The organism is Actinoallomurus sp. NPDC052274 (assembly GCF_040679475.1).
GTDB lineage: Bacteria > Actinomycetota > Actinomycetes > Streptosporangiales > Streptosporangiaceae > Actinoallomurus > Actinoallomurus liliacearum.
In genome coordinates this window covers 18,178-35,389 of the sequence record NZ_JBFAUT010000054.1, presented here as the reverse complement: position 1 = coordinate 35,389, position 17,212 = coordinate 18,178, and the positions used below count along the sequence as shown (strand labels likewise).

Genomic DNA, 17,212 nt, shown 5'->3' with positions numbered 1-17,212 from the left:
TCGCGCCCCCGTCGTCATGCCGTACATTCTTTCTTTGTACCGGGGATTAGGTGAGCGTCAGGCCAAATGAACGCTCCTCCTGTCGGTATCGTGCATGGACTATGCCGGAAAAACCCCTTCTTGCCCAGCGTTACCGCCTGCTCACTGAAGTAGGTCGTGGTGGCATGGGGACGGTCTGGCACGCCCGAGATGAAGCGCTCGGCCGCGACGTCGCCGTCAAAGAGGTGATCCTCCCGCACGGGTTCTCCGACGAGGAGCGGGAGATCCAGCACAAGCGGACCTTCCGCGAGGCGCGCACCGCCGCCCGGCTCAGCCATCCCGGCGTCGTGGCCGTCTACGACGTCGTCGAAGAGGACGGGCGCCCCTGGATCGTGATGGAGCTGATCCGGGCGCGCTCCCTCGAGCAGATGATCAAGCAGGACGGGCCGCTCTCGCCCAGACGCGCCGCCGAGATCGGGCGGCAGATGCTGAGTGCCCTGATGACCGCCCACGAGGCGGGCATCCTGCACCGCGACGTGAAGCCGAGCAACGTGCTGGTCATCGACGGGCGGTCGATCCGCGCCGTGCTGACCGACTTCGGCATCGCGCGGGCGCAGAGCGACGCGACGCTCACCCAGACCGGCATGTTGATCGGCTCGCCGGCCTACATCGCCCCCGAGCGGGCCAAGGGCCGCCAGGCGGTGCCCGCCTCCGACCTGTGGTCGCTCGGCGCCACGCTGTACGCCGCCGTGGAGGGCAAGTCCCCGTTCGAGCGGACCGAGGCGATGGCGAGCCTGGTGGCCGTGCTCACCGAGGAGCCGCCGTCCGCCCCGCACGCCGGGCCGCTGGCCCCCGTGATCGCCGGTCTGCTCCGGAAGGAGCAGGAGACGCGGCTGACCGCCACCGAGGCCGCCGTCATGCTCGACCGGATCATCATGGACGACCGGTCGGGCTCGACCCGGGTGCTGGAGACGGCCGGCGCCCAGGCCGCGGCGACGACCCGGATGGACACCGACGACGCCTCGGACATGCCGGTCACCGGCCAGGTCCTGACCCCGTCGGACCCCGGCGAGACGCTGACCGATGACCCGGCGGCCGAGGACACGCCGATCGACGAGCCCGGGCGCGGGCACGGGCCGGCGATCGAGGACATCCGGCCGGTCTGGCTCTCGGGCCGGCACGGCAACCTGGCGATCGCGGCCGTTCTCGCACTGATCGTCATCGGTCTGATCATCCTTACCTTGGTGCGGTGACTCGCCGCAAACGATGCTGATCCGTCATCACTGATCGGTATCGTCCTCAGCTATGCCACTGGGGGAGGGTTTCGTACTCGGCCATCGCTACCGGCTGCTCTCGCACATCGGGCGAGGCGGCATGGGCACCGTCTGGCACGCCCATGACGACCTCCTCGCGCGCGACGTCGCCGTCAAGGAGGTCCTCTTCCCACCCGGGCTGACCGACGACGAGCACAAGGTGATGTACGAGCGCACGCTCCGTGAGGCGCGCTCGGCGGCCCGGCTCAACCATCCGGGGATCGTCACGGTGCACGACGTCGTCGAGGAGGACGGCCGGCCCTGCATCGTCATGGAGTTCGTCCGGGCGCGCTCCCTGCAGGAGGTCATCGACGAGGACGGCCCACTCCCGCCCGCCCAGGTGGCCGAGATCGGTGCGCAGGTGCTGGCCGCCCTGCGCACCGCGCACGCCGCGGGCATCACCCACCGGGACGTCAAGCCGGCCAACGTGCTGCTCGCCGGGGCGGCGGACGAGCCGGTCTCCCGCTCGACGCGCGTCGTCATCACCGACTTCGGCATCGCGACGATGGAGGGCGACTCGACGCTGACCCAGACCGGCCTGATCATGGGCTCGCCCGCCTACATCGCCCCCGAGCGGGCGCGCGGCGACAAGGCCTCACCGGCCTCCGACCTGTGGGCGCTCGGCGCGACGCTCTACGCCGCGGTCGAGGGGCAGTCGCCGCACCACCGGCCCGAGGCGATGGCGGCGCTCACCTCGGTGATCTCGGAGGAGGCGCCCGCGCCCCGGAACGCCGGGGCGCTCGCGCCGGTGCTCATGGGCCTGCTCGACAAGGACCCCGCCCGCCGCCTGACGGCGGACGAGGCGGCGGCGGGCCTGACCCGTGCCGCGCAGGGCACCCGGCCGCTGCCCGCCCCCGGCCCGGCGACGGGCGGCAACGGCGCGGATCCCGGACACGAGCGGCCGCCGGCCCCCTGGCGTCTCGCCGCCGAGGCCCCACCGCCGCCGAGCCATCCCTCCGCCGCCATGGCGGACCCCGAGGCCGACGGGCGGGCTTACGGCCCGGCCACGGTGAAGGATCCCGCTCCGTCCGGCGCCGGCCACCCGGATCCGAGCGGTCCGCCGCCCGGCGTGACCGGTCCGATGAACTCCGCCGGCGCCGCGCACGACGAGACGTGGATGCGCGCCTACGACCGGCCCGGACAGGCGCCGGCCGGGGGCGGGCGCGGTCGCGGGCGGACGGTCGCCGCCGCCGTGGGGGCCGTCCTCGTCGTCGCCGCGCTCGCCGTGGGGCTGCTGATCTACTTCTCCCACGATGGGCGCCCGTCCGCGAAAACGCCGCCCACCACCTCGCCGTCCACGAAGGCGAGCCAGTCGCCGACCAAGGGCACGTCCTCGCCCCGCAAGACGATCCCGGCGGGCTACCACCAGGTCACCGCCCAGGACGGATCGAAGCTCATGGTGCCCAAGGGGTGGGAGCACGAGATCAACCGTGCCCAGTCCGAGAAATGGCAGGATCCCCGGACGGGGAACCACATCCAGCTGGACACCATCCCCTGGGGAACGGACGACCCGGTGGAGCACTGGAAGATCTTCGGGAGGGACGCGCCGCGGAACCTCAAGGCGTTCCAGTGGGTCGTCCAGCCCCATCCCGAGACGGTGCACGGCACGGAGGGGGCCAACGCGGAGTATTCCTGGACCTACGGCAAGTACGGGAAGGTCTACGCCTTCGACTCCGGGTTCACCCTGAACGGCCGGCAGTACTCCCTCATGTCCGCCGGCGGGAATCCGGGTGCCGCCGGAGTCCGGTTCGACAAGGCGCTCGCGTCCTTCCAGCCCGGCGCCGGGTGACGCTCGCCCCGCGATGCGGCGGTGAGAGTCCGCCGCCATTTTTCTCACATTGAGTAATCGATCAACACTCTCTGTCACGATGTAAGGCGCAGGTGAGGCGAGACACTTCGTGAAGGGAGCTCCCGTGCATACGACTGTGCGGGCGGCCTATCCGGCGGACCGCACCGCCGTGGCGCAGGCGCGCGGGTTCGTCCGGGACACGCTCATCGCGTGGGGCGCCGAGGACGCGCTCGACGACGCGGTGCTGCTGACGAGCGAACTGGCGACCAACGCCATCACGCACGCCGGCACCCCGTTCGAGGTGGTCTGCCGCGTGGACGACTCCTCCGTACAGGTGGAGGTGGTGGACCGCGACCCCGCGCGGCTGCTTCCAGCCCCCCGCGAGGCCGACGACCTCAGCGTCAGCGGCCGCGGGCTGCTGATGCCGATGCTGCTCGCCGCCGCCTGGGGCGTGTCGTACGCGGCCGGGTCCAAGACGGTCTGGTTCCGCCTGGCCACCCGGTCGGCGTCGGCCTGGGCGCCGGCGCCATGCGAATGCGTCACGCCGGTGCGGTGACCGTACGCCCGTCCCCGCCGCGCCGCATCCCGCGGTCGCGCCCCGCCGCCGCGGTGACCGGGCGCCCGTCCCCTCGGTGCCGCATCCCGCGGTCGCGTCGCGCCGCCGCGGTGACCGGGCGCCCGTCCCCGCCGCGCCGCGTCCCGCGAGCGCGCCCGACCGGTACGGACCGGCCCATGGCCGCCGGCCGTCGCGTTCTACTGCAGCCATCCCGGCTTGACCAAACCCGTCTCGTACGCCATCACGACGAGCTGGGCGCGGTCGCGCGCGTGCAGCTTCACCATCGTGCGGCTCACGTGGGTCTTGGCGGTCGCGGGGCTGACGACCAGGCGTCCGGCGATCTCCTCGTTCGACAGCCCCTCCGCCACCAGCGCCATGACCTCGCGCTCCCGGTCGGTCAGGCCGCGCAGCTCCGCCGCGGAGCGGGGCTTCCTCGCCTTGGCGGCGAACTCCGCGATGAGGCGCCGGGTCACGCTCGGCGACAGCAGCGCGTCGCCGGAGGCGACCTCCCGTACGCCCCGGATCAGGTCGGTCGGCTCGGTGTCCTTGACCAGGAAGCCGCTCGCCCCGCCGCGGATCGCCTCGAAGACGTACTCGTCGAGCTCGAACGTCGTGAGGATGACGACCCTGGTGTCCGTCAGCCGCCCGTCGTCGACGATCTCGCGCGTCGCGGCCAGACCGTCGAGCACCGGCATCCGGATGTCCATCAGCACGACGTCGGGGCGCTCGCGCCGGGCCAGGCGTACGGCCTCGGCGCCGTCCCCGGCCTGCCCGACGACCTCGACGTCGGGCTGCGCGTCGAGCAGCGCCCGGAACCCCGCCCGGACGAGGGCCTGGTCGTCGGCGAGCAGTACGCGGATCAATCGTGCTCCTTGTCCCGGGCGGGTGTCCCCGCGTGCTGATCGTCGGGTGTTCCCGCGTCGTCCCGGCCGGGTGTTCCCGCGTGCTGATCGTGGGGTGTCCTCGCGTCGTCCGGAGCGGACGTCCCCGCCCGCGTGCCGTCCGCGGGCACCGGGAGGGTCGCGCGCACGCGGAACCCGTCGGTGCCCGGCCGCGGCCCCGCCGTCATCTCCCCGCCGAGGGCGGTGACGCGTTCGCGCATCCCGGGGATGCCGTCACCGCCGCCGGGCAGGTCCCCGGGGGCGCCGCGTCCGTCGTCCTCGACCTCCAGCAGGAGCTCGCCCGCGCCGTACGCGACGCGCACCGTCGCGGTCACGCCCGGCCCGGCATGCCGCGTCACGTTCGTCAGCCCCTCCTGGAGGATGCGGAACGCCGCCAGGTCGATCCCGGCGGGCAGCGGGTACGGCCGCCCGGTCACGCGGGTCCGCACGGTGATGCCGGCCGCCCGCGCGCGGGAGACCAGATCGTCGAGGCGGCCCAGGCCCGCGGCCGGCGTCCGGGGCGCGTCCTCGTCCACCTGGCGCAGGACGCCGAGCACGGAGCGGACCTCGGTCAGCGCCTCCTTGCTGGCCTCCTTGATCGCGGCCAGGGCCGTTCGCGCCTGCTCGGGCCGTTCGTCCATGAGGTGCAGGGCCACCCCGGCCTGAACGTTGATCATCGAGATGTTGTGCGCGAGGACGTCGTGCAGCTCCCGAGCGATGCGGAGGCGTTCCTCGCTGGCCCGCCGGCGTTCCTCCTCCGCGCGGGTACGCCGCGCCTCGGCCGCCCGTTCGCTGCGGATGCGCACGAGCTCGGCGCCGGTCAGCACCAGCAGCAGCCAGATCGCCATGACCAGGGCGTGCGTGGCCGGCCAGGCGCGCAGCCCGAACGGCCCGAACGGCGTGAGCGCGCCCACGGCGTTGAGCACGGCGAACCCCGCGCCCGTGACGATCCAGGCGGCGACGCGACGCCCGGCGCCGACCGCCGCCACGATGGCGACGATCATGCTCAGGAAGACCGGTCCGAGGACGTGACCGCGAAGGATGTAGCAGTCGGTCACGGTGAACACGACCGCGAGCGCGGCGACCGGGAGACGCCGCCGGGCGAGCAGGGCGACCGGCCCGGCGACGAGCAGCGCGTACGCGAGCGCGTCCAGGTGCCCGGCCTGGTAGCGCATGTTCGCGTCGGCGCCCGTGGAGCCCATCACCTGGATGAAGCCGACGGCCAGCGGGATCACCCAGACCGCCAGCGCGCCGGGCCGCCATCGCGTACTCACGCCTGCACTCTAGGATGCGGCTGCGCGCGCGGGCATCCGGTCGAAGTCGGCATTCCGCGTACGCCCCGGGGAGTAGCCGCGCCGCCCCTATGATTTACCGGCCGATAGCCCTCCAGTGCGGATACTGGTTGATCTCGGCCTATTTGCGGCTTCTGGGCAACTTTTCCGGTGCCTCAGGCATCTTGTGATGGAGAGCGTGTGATCGCGGATACCGTAGTCGGCTGAGCGCGGCGTTGAGCCATGCTGAGAGTTCGATGAGTTTCAGGCGCGTGCCCTCGGGGGGCGAGCCGGATCTGAGAGGGCACCAGTGGGACTGACGAGCGGGGGCTTCTTCGCTTTTCTCATCGTGGTGGCCGTGGCCGCCACGGCCGCGACCATCTGGTGGTGGCCGAAGTTCGCCGGCTCCGGCATCGGCCCGTTCCTCGCCCGGATCGGGCTGTTCCTGGCCGCCCAGGTCACGCTGATCTTCGTGCTGCTCGCCGGGGTGAACAACTACTTCCTGTTCTACGCCTCCTGGTCGGACCTGTTCGGCACCAACAACCAGGGCGTCACCGTGCAGCTGAACAACAACAGCAGCGGCCCGAGCAAGCCCCAGGGCACCGGACGGCCGCTGGCCCGCCAGGTGACGAGCATCGGCCAGAAGAAGAAGGCGAACCCCGCCAAGGACGGCCAGGTCGAGCAGGTGGAGATCCGGGGCGAGCGGACCGGGCTGACCACGCAGGCGTACGTCTACCTGCCTCCGCAGTACTTCCAGCAGAAGTTCGGCAAGCGCCACTTCCCGGTGATGTACGACTTCACGGGCTTCCCCGGCGTCCCCGAGCAGCTCATCACCCGCTTGGGCGTCCCGGAGACCGCCACCAAGGAGATGACCGCGGGGCGGGTCCAGCCGATGGTCATCGTGATGATGCGCCCGACGCCGACGTCGCTGATGCCGAGGGACACCGAGTGCACGGACGTGCCCGGCGGCCCGCAGGTACTGAGCTTCTACGCCCAGGACGTGCCCGAGAGCCTGGCGTCCACCTACCGGTTGGCGACCGGCTCCCGGAGCTGGGGCGTGATGGGCGACTCGACCGGCGGGTACTGCGCGGTCAAGCTGGCGATGACGCACTCCGACCGGTTCACCGCGGCGGTCTCGATGGCCGGCTACTTCTACCCGCGGCAGGACTGGCAGACCGGTGACCTCTACGCCGGCAGCAAGCAGGTGAAGTCGGACAACAGCCTGATCTGGCGGCTGCAGCACCTGCCGCCGCCCCCCATCTCCGTGCTCGTCACCACCAGCCCGGACGGCGAGAGGGACTTCGGTGAGGCGCGGAAGTTCCTTCAGCTGGCCGTGGCGCCCATGGCCACGGAAAAGATCCTGGTTCCGGGCGGCGGCCACAACCCGCACACGTGGAAGCGGGTCACGCCGAGCGCCCTGCAGTGGATGAGCGCGCACCTGGCCCACGAGGGCCCCTGACCGCCGCCACCGAATCTAGGGGGTGCGTGCTCCGCACGCCTCAGACGGGCGGCTGCGGGGGTTCCAGCGGATCGGCAGGTGCGTGATGCCGTTGTGGACGTTCGACCGCAGCCGCCGGGCCTCGCCGGCCGGCTCGATCGCGTCGAAGCGGCCGAGGACGGCCGCGAACATGGCGCGCATCTGCATCCGGACCAGGTGCGCCCCCAGACACGCGCGCGGCCCGTGGCCGAGCGCGACGTGCTCGTTCGGAGCGCGTCCGACGTCGAACCGCGCGGGATCCGGGAAGACCGGCTCGTCGCGGTTGGCCGAGGCGAGCCAGACGACGAGCCGCTCGCCCTTGCGGACCGGCACGTTGCCCACGACGGTGTCGGTCGCGGCCGTACGATCGACGCAGATGACCGGGGACCACCACCGCAGCATCTCCTCGACCGCGGCGTCGAGCAGACCCGGGTCGGCGCGCAGGCGCTCGACCTCGGCCGGATTCTTCAGCAGGGCGAGCATCCCGCCGGACAGCCCGCCGCGGACGGTGTCGGTCGCCGCCGCCGCGAACAGCCGGAAGAGGTTCTCGAACTCCTCCACCGGAACCGGGCCGTTCTTGCCGCCGGCCTGGTGCACGAGGACGGTCATGAGGTCCTCGCCGGGATGCCGGCGCTTGTACTCGGCGAGTTCGCCGGCGTAGAGGCGCAGGTCGGGCAGTTCATTCCGCTCCCGCGCGCCGGGCTCGGCGGAATCGGCCGCCGCGGAGTCGAGCGGCCCCTGGGGCCGCGCGGCGACCGCCCGGCGGGCCATCTCGGTGCAGGTGGCGGTGTCGGCCGCGACCTCGGGGGAGTATCCGACCGGGTACCCGGTGACGGGGCGGCCGGTCACCCGGTCGGACCAGTCGGACAGCAGCCACCGGTCGGTCTCCGGGATTCCGAGCAGGTCGGCGAAGCTGAGCAGCGGCAGCTCCGCCGCGATCTCCGTGGCGAAGTCCGCCTCGCCCTTCTCGGCCACCGCGTCCACGAGGGCGCACGCCCGGCGCTCGATGCGGGCGGCCAGGCCGTCGATGGTGCGCGCGCCGAACGCCCGGGGCAGCCGCCTGCGGAGCCGGGAGCGTGCGGGCGGGTCCGCGGCGGGTGCGCTGCCGCGACCGTGGCCCAGGCCCTTGTCCGCGGTCCCGCGCGCGGCGAAGAGCTTAGGGTTCTGCAGGACGTGGCACGCGTCCGCGTGCCGGAGCACCGCCCAGAAGCCGGGGCCGGCGGATCCGTGGTCGACCGGGCGCTCCTCGATCCAGACGACCGGCGTGGAGCCGCGCAACCGTGCCAGCGCGTCGTAGGGCACCCCCCGCACGTAGGTGTCGGCGCTGTAGATCATGTCGGTATCGGAGACCGGCGTGGCGACTCGTCGTTGAGTCATGAGTTCCCCTCCCGCGTCTAAGGACCGTATCCCGCACGCCGCTCCCAGACCAAGGGCCGGTTCCGGCCGTCACTGGAATCCCCCTGCGGACCGAGGCCCGTTGACGCGGCCGCGGAATTCCTCCTCGGAGGCCGAGGTTCTCCCCGACATGAGCCTCACGCTGCCTGGAGCCCCGCTGTCCGGAAGGCCCGCCGGAGTGTTCAACGGGGACGTCACGGCCCCACCTCACCTGCTCTACTTCGAACCGACCCCGAAGCGGATCCGCGTGGAGTTCGGCGGCGAGACGATCGCCGACAGCACCGGCGCGCACCTGCTGTTCGAGACCGGGCTGCTGCCGGTCTACTACCTCCCGGTCGCCGACGTGCGCACGGACCTGCTGCGGCCGACCGACCACGCGACCCACTGCCCGGTGAAGGGTCGGGCCTCGTACTGGACGGTGTCCGCCGGCGGCCGCACCGCCGAGAACGCCGTGTGGGGGTACCCCGACCCGATCGCCCCCTGGCTGAAGGGCTTCGTGGCCTTCTCCTGGGACGCCATGGACGCCTGGTACGAAGAGGACGAACAGGTCTTCGGCCACCCGCACGACCCGTACAGCCGGATCGACGTGCTGCGCGGCTCCCGGCGCGTACAGGTGAGCGTGGGCGGCACCGTGCTCGCCGAGTCCGAGCGGCCCATGGTGCTGTTCGAGACCGGCCTGCCGGTCCGCTACTACCTGCCGCGCGAGGACGTGCTTCTCGACCTGCTCCAGCCGTCCGAGACCGTCACCTGGTGCGCGTACAAGGGACGGGCGCGCTACTGGGCGTACGGCGGCGAGGACGTCGCGTGGACGTACGAGGAGCCGCTGCACGACGCCGAGCGGGTGCGCGACCTCGTGTGCTTCTTCAATGAACGGGTCGACCTGGAGATCGACGGCGAGCCACAGCGGCGCCCGGCCTCCCGCTGGTCCTGACCCTCGGCCGTATGCCGCGCGTCGCGCTCGTCCCCGACCCCGGTCGGCGGCGGGTGTCACGCCGGTCCCGGCCTCAGGCGGGGACGACCTTGACGCCGGCCTCCTCGTAGGCGCGGGTGTCGGCGCTCGCGTCGGTGACGAGGATGTCGATCTCGCCGACTCCGCAGATCTTGGCGAAGGCGCGCTCGCCCAGCTTGGAACTGTCCGCCGCGACGACGACCCGCTCGGCGCGGAGCGCCATCTGCCGGTTGATGTTCGCCTCGTCCTCGTTGTGGCAGGTGGCGCCGCGCTCGACGTCGATGCCGCTGACGCCCAGGAACGCCATGTCGAGGGTCACCTGGTCGAACACCCCGTTGGCGAGCGGCCCGACCAGCTCGTACGACTGCGGCAGCGCCACCCCGCCGGTCAGCACGATCTTCACGTGCGGCCGTACGACCAGCTCGTTGGCGATGTTCAGGGCGTTCGTCACGATCGTGATGGCGGGTGCGCCGTTCTCCGCGTGCAGGTCGGCGCGGGTCGCCAGGGCCCGCGCGACCTCGGTGGTGGTGGTGCCGCCGTTGACGCCGATGACCGCGCCCGGCTGCACGAGCTCGGCGGCGGCCGCCGCGATCCGCTGCTTCTCCGAGGCCTGCCGGGCGCTCTTGTAGCGCAGCGGCAGGTCGTAGGTGACCGTGTGGGCGACCGCGCCGCCGCGGGTGCGCGTGAGCATCTGCTGCTGCGCGAGCTGGTCGAAGTCGCGGCGGATGGTCGCCGTCGAGACGGCCAGCTCGGCGGCGGCCTCCTCGACGCTGAGCCGCCCCCGACCCGCCAGTAGCGACAGCAGGTCGTTCCAGCGTTCGTACCTGCTCACCCGCGCCTCCTCCACCGGTTGCTCAGAGCGGTGGGCAGGGCGCAGGTCAACGATTAGACCACTTGCCACGTCTGAGCTTTGCTGATCGTACATCGCCCGGACCGCGCACGAATGGGCATGGGGCGGGAGTGACGGCGGTGACTCCGGCAATGGGCTACGGAACGGGACATGCCGGGTGATCAGGGCAGCAGCCACTCACCGGTGCTGACGCTGACCAGCCCGTGCCGCGCGGCGACGATGACGGCCTCCCGCTGGGAGTGCACGCCGAGCTTGGTGAGCACGCTCTGCACGTGACTGCGGGCCGTGCTGTGTGTGATCCGCATGCTGCGGGCGAGAGCCGCGGTGTTCTCGCCCCGGACCAGGCGGGTGAGGACCTCGCGCTCGCGGGGGGTGAGGTAGTTCGCGAGCCGCTGGGCCTCGCTGCGGGGACGCGCCGGCAGCCGGCCGGCCGCCTCCGGGTCGACGACGACCTCACCGGCGTGGACCCGGGCCAGCAGGTCGACGATCTCGCCGGCCTGCTGGCCCTTGTGGGCGAAGCCCCGCACCCCCGCCGCCAGCCCCGTCTCGACCGTCCCGGGATCCGTCGAGCCCGTCAGCACGACGAAGCGGGTGTCGGGAGCCGCCGCGACGAGCTCCGGCAGGCTGCCCAGCACCGAGCCGGTCGGGAACCGCAGGTCGATGAGGCACACGTCGGCGCGTACGCCCGGCAGCAGCCGCAGCGCGGCCTCGGGGGAGTAGACGACGCCGACCACGTCGTGTCCCTTCTCGCGCAGCACGACGGCGAGCGAGTCGGCGAACACGGCGTGGTCGTCGCAGATGAGGACCCTCATGGGCCCTCCGAGGAGGGCAGCAGGATCCGCACCCGCGCGCCGCCGAGCTCGCACCCCCGTATCTCGATCAGACCGTCGTACTCGGTGACCAGGTCGCTGACGATCCCCAGGCCCAGGGAGGCCAGGCCGCTCGACCCGGCGCCGAAACCGGGGCCGTCGTCGTCGATCTGGACGACCGTCCAGTCGGCCTCCACGCCGACGCGCACCTCGACGTGGTCGCGGGCGATGCGGTGGGCGTTGTCCAGGACGTTGCGAACCGCGCGCCAGAGCGCGAGCGGATCGATGTGCGCCCAGGCCGGGTCTGCCGCGTAGGAGATGTGGCGGGGCGAGGACAGCCGCAGCCCGGCCACGATCTCGCCGACGAGCCGGTCCACGGGCACCCGCTCCGGGCCGGCCGGCACGGGACCATCCTCCTCCGCCTCGAGCTGCCGGAGCAGGTGGTCGAGCCAGCGCGTCTCGCCGATCAGCGCCTCGACGCGCTCCCGGCTGACCGGGCCGATGTCGTCGGAGACCGCGACGGCGGACGCGAGCATGATGATCGTGCCGAGTTCGTGGCGGATGTCGTGCCGGACCCGTCGGCGCCACAACCGGGCGTCGTCGGTGTCGAGCAGCGACGCCTGCGGCGTGCCGGTGGGACCCGCGACGCGGCCTGCGCGTGCGGACGCCTGTGGTGGCGAGGACCGTGCCGTTGCACTGATCATCGAAGACCCCCGTCTTTGAAGTGACTGACCGTATCGACCGTCACCCTGTACGACGCGGGTGTCCAGGCGAGTGGCCGCAACCAGACCGGACCTGGCCACAGGTGGTCACTCCGTCACTGTGAGTGAACCGTGCTTGAAATCCGGGCGTCTTAATGGAAACGCGTGTCAGAGTGGGGGGTCCTCGCCCGGATCGGTCGGCGCCACCCCGGCGCGCATGGCGATGGTGATGGCCTCCACCGCCGAATGCGCGCCGAGCTTCGCCAGGAGGTTCTGGGTGTGAGTGCGGACCGTGTTCGCGGACAGGCCGAGGCGCTCGGCGATCCTCGTACGGCTCAGCCCGTCCACCATGCCCTGCAGTACCTCCCGTTCGCGAGGGGTGAGCTCGGCCAGCGCACCTCCGCCCTGCTCTCCGGAGGCCACCAGGCGGCGCAGCACGTCGCCGAGGACGTCGGGCGGCACCCACCCGCCCCGGCCCGCCGCGCCGCGGATCACCCGCGCGACCAGGTCGGCGCTCTCCGTCTTGGGCACCCAGGCGACCGCGCCGTGCCGCAGGGCGGTCACCATCGGGGCGACGTCGATGATCGCGCTGAGGACCACGACGCGCGCCTCCGGGCGCCGGCGCCGCAGGAGATCGAGCGCCTCGAGCCCACTCTCCTCGCCGAGGACGAAGTCGAGCACCACGACGTCGGGCGACTCGGTGGCCACGAGCGCCGCGGCGCGGCGGACGTCGCCCGCGACGGGAAGCACCTCAAGGTCGGGTTCCGCGGCCAGCCGGGCCGCGAGTGCCTCGGCGAAGAGCGCGTGATCATCGACGATGAGGACGCGGATGGACCTCATGGACCGAGCATGACGGACGCGACGCCCGCGCAGATCCTGCATTTGACGGAGACGGCCCGGTGTAATCTGCCCATTTCACCGGAGACCGCCCCACCGCGTCGGCCGGGGATCGGGGTGGCCGGGTACTCCGGCCCGGCGTGGCGCGGACGCCTCCGCCGGGGATCGGGGTGACCGGGTACTCCGGCCCGGCGTGGCGCGGACGCCTCCGCCGGGGATCGGGGTGACCGGGTACTCCGGCGCGGCGCGGTGCGGACGCCTCCGCCGGGCGTCCGCCGACCGTCCCGGCGTGGGATCAGGCGATGGCGCCGCTCGCGCGGAGGGCGGCGATCTCGTCCTCGGTGAGGCCGATCTCGGCGAGGGCGGCGTCCGTGTGCTCGCCCGGCCGAGCCGGCGGGCGAGGCGTCTCGGCGCCGGTACGGCCGAAGCGCGGCGCGGGGGCGGGCTGGGCCGTTCCGCCGATCTCCACGAAGCCGTCGCGCGCCCGGTTGTGCGGGTGGGCGGGGGCCTCGCCGAGGCCGAGCACCGGCGCCACGCACGCGTCGGTGCCGTCGAAGACCGCGGTCCACTCGTCGCGGGTGCGCTGCTTGAAGACCTCGGTGAAGCGCGCCCGCAGCTCGGGCCAGCGCTCCTGGTCGAGTTGGGCGGGCAGGTCCTCGTCCGCCAGGCCGAGGCCGCGCAGCAGGGCGGCGTAGAACTGTGGCTCGAGGGCGCCGACGCTGACGTACCGGCCGTCGGCGGTCTCGTAGGTGTCATAGAACGGCGCGCCACCGTCGAGGAGGTTGGTGCCGCGCTCGTCGCGCCAGAGCCCCTGGCCGCGCATGCCGTGGATGAACGAGGTCAGCAGGGCGGCGCCGTCGACCATGGCCGCGTCGACGACCTGGCCCCGGCCGGACCGCGAACGCTCGTACAGCGCGGCGAGGATGCCGAGCGCGAGGAGCATGCCGCCGCCGCCGAAGTCGCCGACGAGGTTGAGCGGCGGGACGGGCCGCTCGCCGGCGTGGCCGATCGGGTCGAGCGCGCCCGCGATCGCGATGTAGTTGATGTCATGGCCGGCCATGGTCGCCATGGGGCCCTCCTGGCCCCACCCCGTCATCCGGCCGTACACCAGGCGCGGGTTGCGTTCGAGGCAGACGTCGGGGCCGAAGCCGAGGCGTTCGGTGACGCCCGGGCGGAAGCCCTCGACGAGCACGTCGGCCGACTCGATGAGCCGCAGGAGCACATCGACGCCGGCCGGGTCCTTCAGGTTCAGCCCGATGGACCGGCGACCGCGGCTCAACGGATCCGCGGTCGCCGCGCCGCCGACGAGAGTCGCCGCGCCCGCCACCGTGGACGGGCGGTCGACGCGGAGTACGTCGGCACCCAGATCGGAGAGCACCATGCAGCCGAACGGCGCAGGTGCGAGGCTCGCGATCTCGATGACGCGAACACCGTGCAGTGGTCCCATGAACACCCCTCAGGTCGGCCTTGCGGCACACTCTAGAACTACGTTCTAGAGTGCCGCGCGGCGACCTGCGGGGTCCGGGCAGGTTAAGACGCCCGGGTCGCGACGTCGGGACCAACGGGGACGTGGGTCTTGGCGCGAGACGGCGTCGCGCCGACAGGGGGTCACAGTGCGTTGACGAAAGCCTTCAAAGAGTTGCCCGCCGACGTCAGCCCACCGAGTGCGTTGTGCACGATGTGGGCCGCGCCACTGGGGGATGTCAGCAGGTAGAAGATGACAAAGGCTATAAGTGCCCAGGTCAGGTACTTCTTCATTGGCGCTCCCGCCTCCCATCGAACGCCGCTATTGTCGCCCATCTGTGGCGCGGACGGCAGTCATTCGTTGTCCCGATGTTTCACGGCCGGGCCGCCTCCGCAGGCGACCGCCCTCGCGACCGTACGTCTCCTCCAGTTGAGTATCACCGCTTCCCTGTGTTCTGTCGCGTGTCAACTCTGACACAAGTGCGTGTGTCAGGACGACCTCAGGTCGGCGACCTTTGCCACGTTCCATTGAAGGAATCGGACGTACCGGGCATGCCATCGGTCATGTCCGTATGCGGCCGCGTCGTCACCGCACGCGTCCGAAAAGGAACCCGTCCGGATCTACCGGCGGCGACAGACGATTCTCTCGCCGCACGGGGGCCCGCACCGATCCTCGATCACGCCCACCGGCAGGGGGCACGCGGTGGCCGACAGCGGCCGATCGCCCCGCCGCGGTGTACACCGCGGAGTGACGGAATGCATAGGGAGTCCCCCGCTGGGTAGTTGTCCGGTGCTGTGGCATGGCTCAGGGGGCGCCGTGGCCGCGGGGGACAGCCAGTGCGACACAGGGACCAAACGATCCGACAGCGCGCCACCGTCGTCGCGATGACGGTGACGGGGGTCGTCGCCGTGTTGCTGTACATCGGGGTGCTCGCCCTGATCCAGTACCAGGTGGCGAACCGGCTCTCGACGGATCTGACATACACCACCCGGCAGATGGCCGCGCTGGCCCGCGCCGGGCGGCTGACCAATCCCGTGATCACCGGCGGTCATCAACTCGTCCAGGTGCAGAACGACCGAGGGCAGGTCGTGGCGGCCACCCGGAGCGTGTCCGGGCTGCCCGCCCTGCGCGCCCGGCGGCCCGCCGACGGGCAGCGCATCGAGCAGCGGGTGTGCGTCGACCCGCGCCACTGCCTCACGCTGGTCTCCCAGCGGGTCACCGGCCCGGGACAGGCGCTCACGATCCACTCGATCGCACCGGAGCCGGGGCTGTTCCCGCGTCCGGGCCTGGCCGTCCTGCTGGCGCTGGGCATCCCCGTCAGCATCGGCGCGGCCGGGGTCTGGCGATGGTGGGCCGCCGGGCGGCGGCTGCGGCCGATCGAGGCGCTGCGCGACGAGCTCGACGCGATCAACGCGGCGGATCTGCGCCGGAGGGTCTCGATGCCGCAGCGGCGCGACGAGTTCTACTGGCTGGCGATGGCGGTGAACGCGACCCTCGACCGGCTGGAGGCGGCCGTGGAGCAGCAGCGCCGCCTCGTCTCCGACGTCTCCCACGACCTGCGCAGCCCGATCGCCGGGCTGCGCGCCGAACTGGAGATCGCGCTGATCGACCCGGAGGGCACCGACCTGCGCGAGGCGCTGGGCCGGACCCTGACCAACATCGACCGGCTGCAGAACATCGTCACCGAACTGCTCGCGCTCGCGCGCCGCGACGCGGGCCTGCCCAGCCGCAACGGCCCCGTCGACGTCGGTGACCTGGCCGAGCGCGAGGTGCGCCGCGTGCCCCGGCGGATCACCGCGAAGGTGATCGCCGAGCCGGGGGCGGTGGTCCGGGCGAACCGGCTGGACATCAGCCGGGTGCTCACCAACCTCCTCGACAACGCCGCGCGGCACGCCGACTCCGAGGTCACCGTGACCGTACGGCGCCAGGAGGGCGAGGCGGTGGTCGAGGTGTTCAACGACGGCAAGCAGATACCTCCGGCCGACCGGGAACGGATCTTCGAACGGTTCATCCGGCTGCCGGACGCGCGGCAGCGCGACCCGGGCGGCAGCGGCCTCGGCCTGGCGATCTCCCGTGAGATCGCCCACGCGCACGGCGGCACGCTCACGCTGACCGACAGCGACAAGGGTGCCTGCTTCGTGCTCACTCTTCCCCTGCTGGCAGAGTTATCCGCGTGAATGCTGTGGTCTTCGACCTCGATGGCGTGCTCGTCGACTCCGAACCGGTCTGGGAGGAAGTGCGGCGCGCGTTCGTCGCCGACCACGGCGGGCGGTGGCAGCCCGACACCCAGCAGCGCCTGATGGGCATGAGCACCTCCGAGTGGGCCGCCTACCTGAGCGGCGAGCTCGGCGTCCGGATGCCGGCCGACGAGGTCGCCCGCGGCGTCGTCGAGCAGATGGCCCGCCGCTACGAGGACGGCGTCCCGCTGATGCCCGGCGCGGTCGACGCCGTACGGCGGCTGGCGTCCCGCTGGCCCCTCGGACTGGCCAGTTCCTCGCCGCGCGTGCTCATCGACGTCGTCCTCGACCGTACGGGGCTCGCGGCGTCGTTCCGGGCGACCGTCTCGACCGAGGAGGTCGCCCGGGGCAAGCCCGCCCCCGACGGGTACCTCCTCGCCGCCAGCAGGCTCGGCGTCGACCCGGTCGGCTGCGCCGCCGTGGAGGACTCCAGCAACGGCCTGCGGTCCGCGCACGCCGCCGGGATGCGCGTGATCGCCGTGCCGCACCCGCGGTACCCGCCGGCCCCGGACGCCCTCGCCCTGGCCGCGTACGTCGCCGAGGACCTCGCAGAACTCACCCCGGACCGCGTCGCCGACGCGATGAACACCGCCCCCTGACGTTCCGCGTACGGAGGTCTCGGTGAAGGTCCCGGCCGACGCTCGGTTCGTGGTGATGCGCGGCCCACGCGGAGGGTCTTCTCCGAGACTTCACGCCGCGCCGC

The 17,212-nt window shown here is 72.4% G+C and carries 16 protein-coding genes; 7 read left to right on the top strand and 9 right to left on the bottom strand.

The genetic code is table 11. From position 1 onward, the window contains the following. The first annotated feature begins 101 nt into the window (after positions 1-101). The 3 genes from AB0K82_RS34295 (at position 102) to AB0K82_RS34285 (ending at position 3,637) form a co-directional block, all read left to right on the top strand. Positions 102-1,232: a serine/threonine-protein kinase gene (locus tag AB0K82_RS34295; RefSeq protein ID WP_364405054.1), complete on the top strand. Its 1,131-nt coding sequence runs from the start codon at positions 102-104 to the stop codon at positions 1,230-1,232. A gap of 52 nt (positions 1,233-1,284) precedes the next feature. Further along, positions 1,285-3,081 carry a protein kinase gene (locus AB0K82_RS34290; protein WP_364405052.1) on the top strand — a complete coding sequence of 599 codons (1,797 nt, stop codon included), beginning with the start codon at positions 1,285-1,287 and terminating at the stop codon, positions 3,079-3,081. 124 nt (positions 3,082-3,205) lie between these two features. Further along, the gene (locus tag AB0K82_RS34285; protein ID WP_364405050.1) at positions 3,206-3,637 is read left to right on the top strand and encodes an ATP-binding protein; all 432 of its coding nucleotides are present in this window, start codon (positions 3,206-3,208) and stop codon (positions 3,635-3,637) included. A 197-nt stretch (positions 3,638-3,834) separates the two neighbouring features. Here the strand turns inward: AB0K82_RS34285 and AB0K82_RS34280 are convergent, their stop codons facing one another. Further along, positions 3,835-4,500, bottom strand: a complete 666-nt coding sequence (locus tag AB0K82_RS34280; RefSeq protein WP_364405048.1) for a response regulator transcription factor — start codon at positions 4,498-4,500, stop codon at positions 3,835-3,837. Next, entirely contained in the window at positions 4,497-5,792 is a 1,296-nt protein-coding gene (locus tag AB0K82_RS34275) for a histidine kinase (protein ID WP_364405046.1), read from the bottom strand. Before AB0K82_RS34275 ends, AB0K82_RS34280 begins: the two co-directional genes overlap by 4 nt. Positions 5,793-6,099: 307 nt before the next feature. Between AB0K82_RS34275 and AB0K82_RS34270 the strand changes: the two genes are divergently transcribed. Beyond that, positions 6,100-7,248: an alpha/beta hydrolase-fold protein gene (locus AB0K82_RS34270; RefSeq protein ID WP_364405044.1), complete on the top strand. Its 1,149-nt coding sequence runs from the start codon at positions 6,100-6,102 to the stop codon at positions 7,246-7,248. A gap of 15 nt (positions 7,249-7,263) precedes the next feature. Here the strand turns inward: AB0K82_RS34270 and AB0K82_RS34265 are convergent, their stop codons facing one another. Then, entirely contained in the window at positions 7,264-8,643 is a 1,380-nt protein-coding gene (locus tag AB0K82_RS34265) for a cytochrome P450 (protein ID WP_364405042.1), read from the bottom strand. 148 nt (positions 8,644-8,791) lie between these two features. Here AB0K82_RS34265 and AB0K82_RS34260 point away from each other — a divergent pair, with 148 nt between their 5' ends. Beyond that, positions 8,792-9,592, top strand: a complete 801-nt coding sequence (locus AB0K82_RS34260) for a DUF427 domain-containing protein (protein ID WP_364405040.1) — start codon at positions 8,792-8,794, stop codon at positions 9,590-9,592. Positions 9,593-9,665: 73 nt separating this feature from the next. On the opposite strand, the gene AB0K82_RS34255 is transcribed toward AB0K82_RS34260, so the two are convergent. From AB0K82_RS34255 to AB0K82_RS34230, 6 genes are all read right to left on the bottom strand, one after another. Then, positions 9,666-10,442: a DeoR/GlpR family DNA-binding transcription regulator gene (locus AB0K82_RS34255; RefSeq protein ID WP_364405039.1), complete on the bottom strand. Its 777-nt coding sequence runs from the start codon at positions 10,440-10,442 to the stop codon at positions 9,666-9,668. 179 nt (positions 10,443-10,621) lie between these two features. Continuing rightward, complete coding sequence (locus AB0K82_RS34250) at positions 10,622-11,272, bottom strand: response regulator transcription factor (protein WP_364405037.1); 651 nt, start codon at positions 11,270-11,272, stop codon at positions 10,622-10,624. Then, positions 11,269-11,973 carry a HAMP domain-containing sensor histidine kinase gene (locus tag AB0K82_RS34245; protein ID WP_364405035.1) on the bottom strand — a complete coding sequence of 235 codons (705 nt, stop codon included), beginning with the start codon at positions 11,971-11,973 and terminating at the stop codon, positions 11,269-11,271. Before AB0K82_RS34245 ends, AB0K82_RS34250 begins: the two co-directional genes overlap by 4 nt. A gap of 165 nt (positions 11,974-12,138) precedes the next feature. Continuing rightward, on the bottom strand, positions 12,139-12,810 hold the full coding sequence (locus tag AB0K82_RS34240; protein WP_364405033.1) for a response regulator transcription factor: 672 nt from the start codon (positions 12,808-12,810) through the stop codon (positions 12,139-12,141). A gap of 292 nt (positions 12,811-13,102) precedes the next feature. Continuing rightward, entirely contained in the window at positions 13,103-14,254 is a 1,152-nt protein-coding gene (locus tag AB0K82_RS34235) for a CaiB/BaiF CoA-transferase family protein (protein WP_364405031.1), read from the bottom strand. Positions 14,255-14,415: 161 nt separating this feature from the next. Beyond that, the gene (locus tag AB0K82_RS34230) at positions 14,416-14,565 is read right to left on the bottom strand and encodes a hypothetical protein (RefSeq protein ID WP_345360328.1); all 150 of its coding nucleotides are present in this window, start codon (positions 14,563-14,565) and stop codon (positions 14,416-14,418) included. Positions 14,566-15,156: 591 nt separating this feature from the next. Here AB0K82_RS34230 and AB0K82_RS34225 point away from each other — a divergent pair. Then, the gene (locus tag AB0K82_RS34225; protein ID WP_364405029.1) at positions 15,157-16,449 is read left to right on the top strand and encodes a HAMP domain-containing sensor histidine kinase; all 1,293 of its coding nucleotides are present in this window, start codon (positions 15,157-15,159) and stop codon (positions 16,447-16,449) included. Further along, a complete protein-coding gene (locus AB0K82_RS34220; protein ID WP_364405027.1) occupies positions 16,446-17,108 on the top strand; it encodes an HAD family phosphatase in 663 nt (220 codons plus the stop codon). The genes AB0K82_RS34225 and AB0K82_RS34220 overlap by 4 nt, the downstream gene beginning before the upstream one ends. Positions 17,109-17,212: the final 104 nt, after the last annotated feature.

Coding starts and splice junctions, on each gene's coding strand:
- AB0K82_RS34295 (WP_364405054.1), top strand. CDS start 102: ATGCCGGAAAAACCCCTTCTTGCCCAGCGTTACCGCCTGCTCACTGAA.
- AB0K82_RS34290 (WP_364405052.1), top strand. CDS start 1,285: ATGCCACTGGGGGAGGGTTTCGTACTCGGCCATCGCTACCGGCTGCTC.
- AB0K82_RS34265 (WP_364405042.1), bottom strand. CDS start 8,643: ATGACTCAACGACGAGTCGCCACGCCGGTCTCCGATACCGACATGATC.
- AB0K82_RS34260 (WP_364405040.1), top strand. CDS start 8,792: ATGAGCCTCACGCTGCCTGGAGCCCCGCTGTCCGGAAGGCCCGCCGGA.
- AB0K82_RS34250 (WP_364405037.1), bottom strand. CDS start 11,272: ATGAGGGTCCTCATCTGCGACGACCACGCCGTGTTCGCCGACTCGCTC.
- AB0K82_RS34245 (WP_364405035.1), bottom strand. CDS start 11,973: ATGATCAGTGCAACGGCACGGTCCTCGCCACCACAGGCGTCCGCACGC.
- AB0K82_RS34240 (WP_364405033.1), bottom strand. CDS start 12,810: ATGAGGTCCATCCGCGTCCTCATCGTCGATGATCACGCGCTCTTCGCC.
- AB0K82_RS34235 (WP_364405031.1), bottom strand. CDS start 14,254: ATGGGACCACTGCACGGTGTTCGCGTCATCGAGATCGCGAGCCTCGCA.
- AB0K82_RS34230 (WP_345360328.1), bottom strand. CDS start 14,565: ATGAAGAAGTACCTGACCTGGGCACTTATAGCCTTTGTCATCTTCTAC.
- AB0K82_RS34225 (WP_364405029.1), top strand. CDS start 15,157: ATGACGGTGACGGGGGTCGTCGCCGTGTTGCTGTACATCGGGGTGCTC.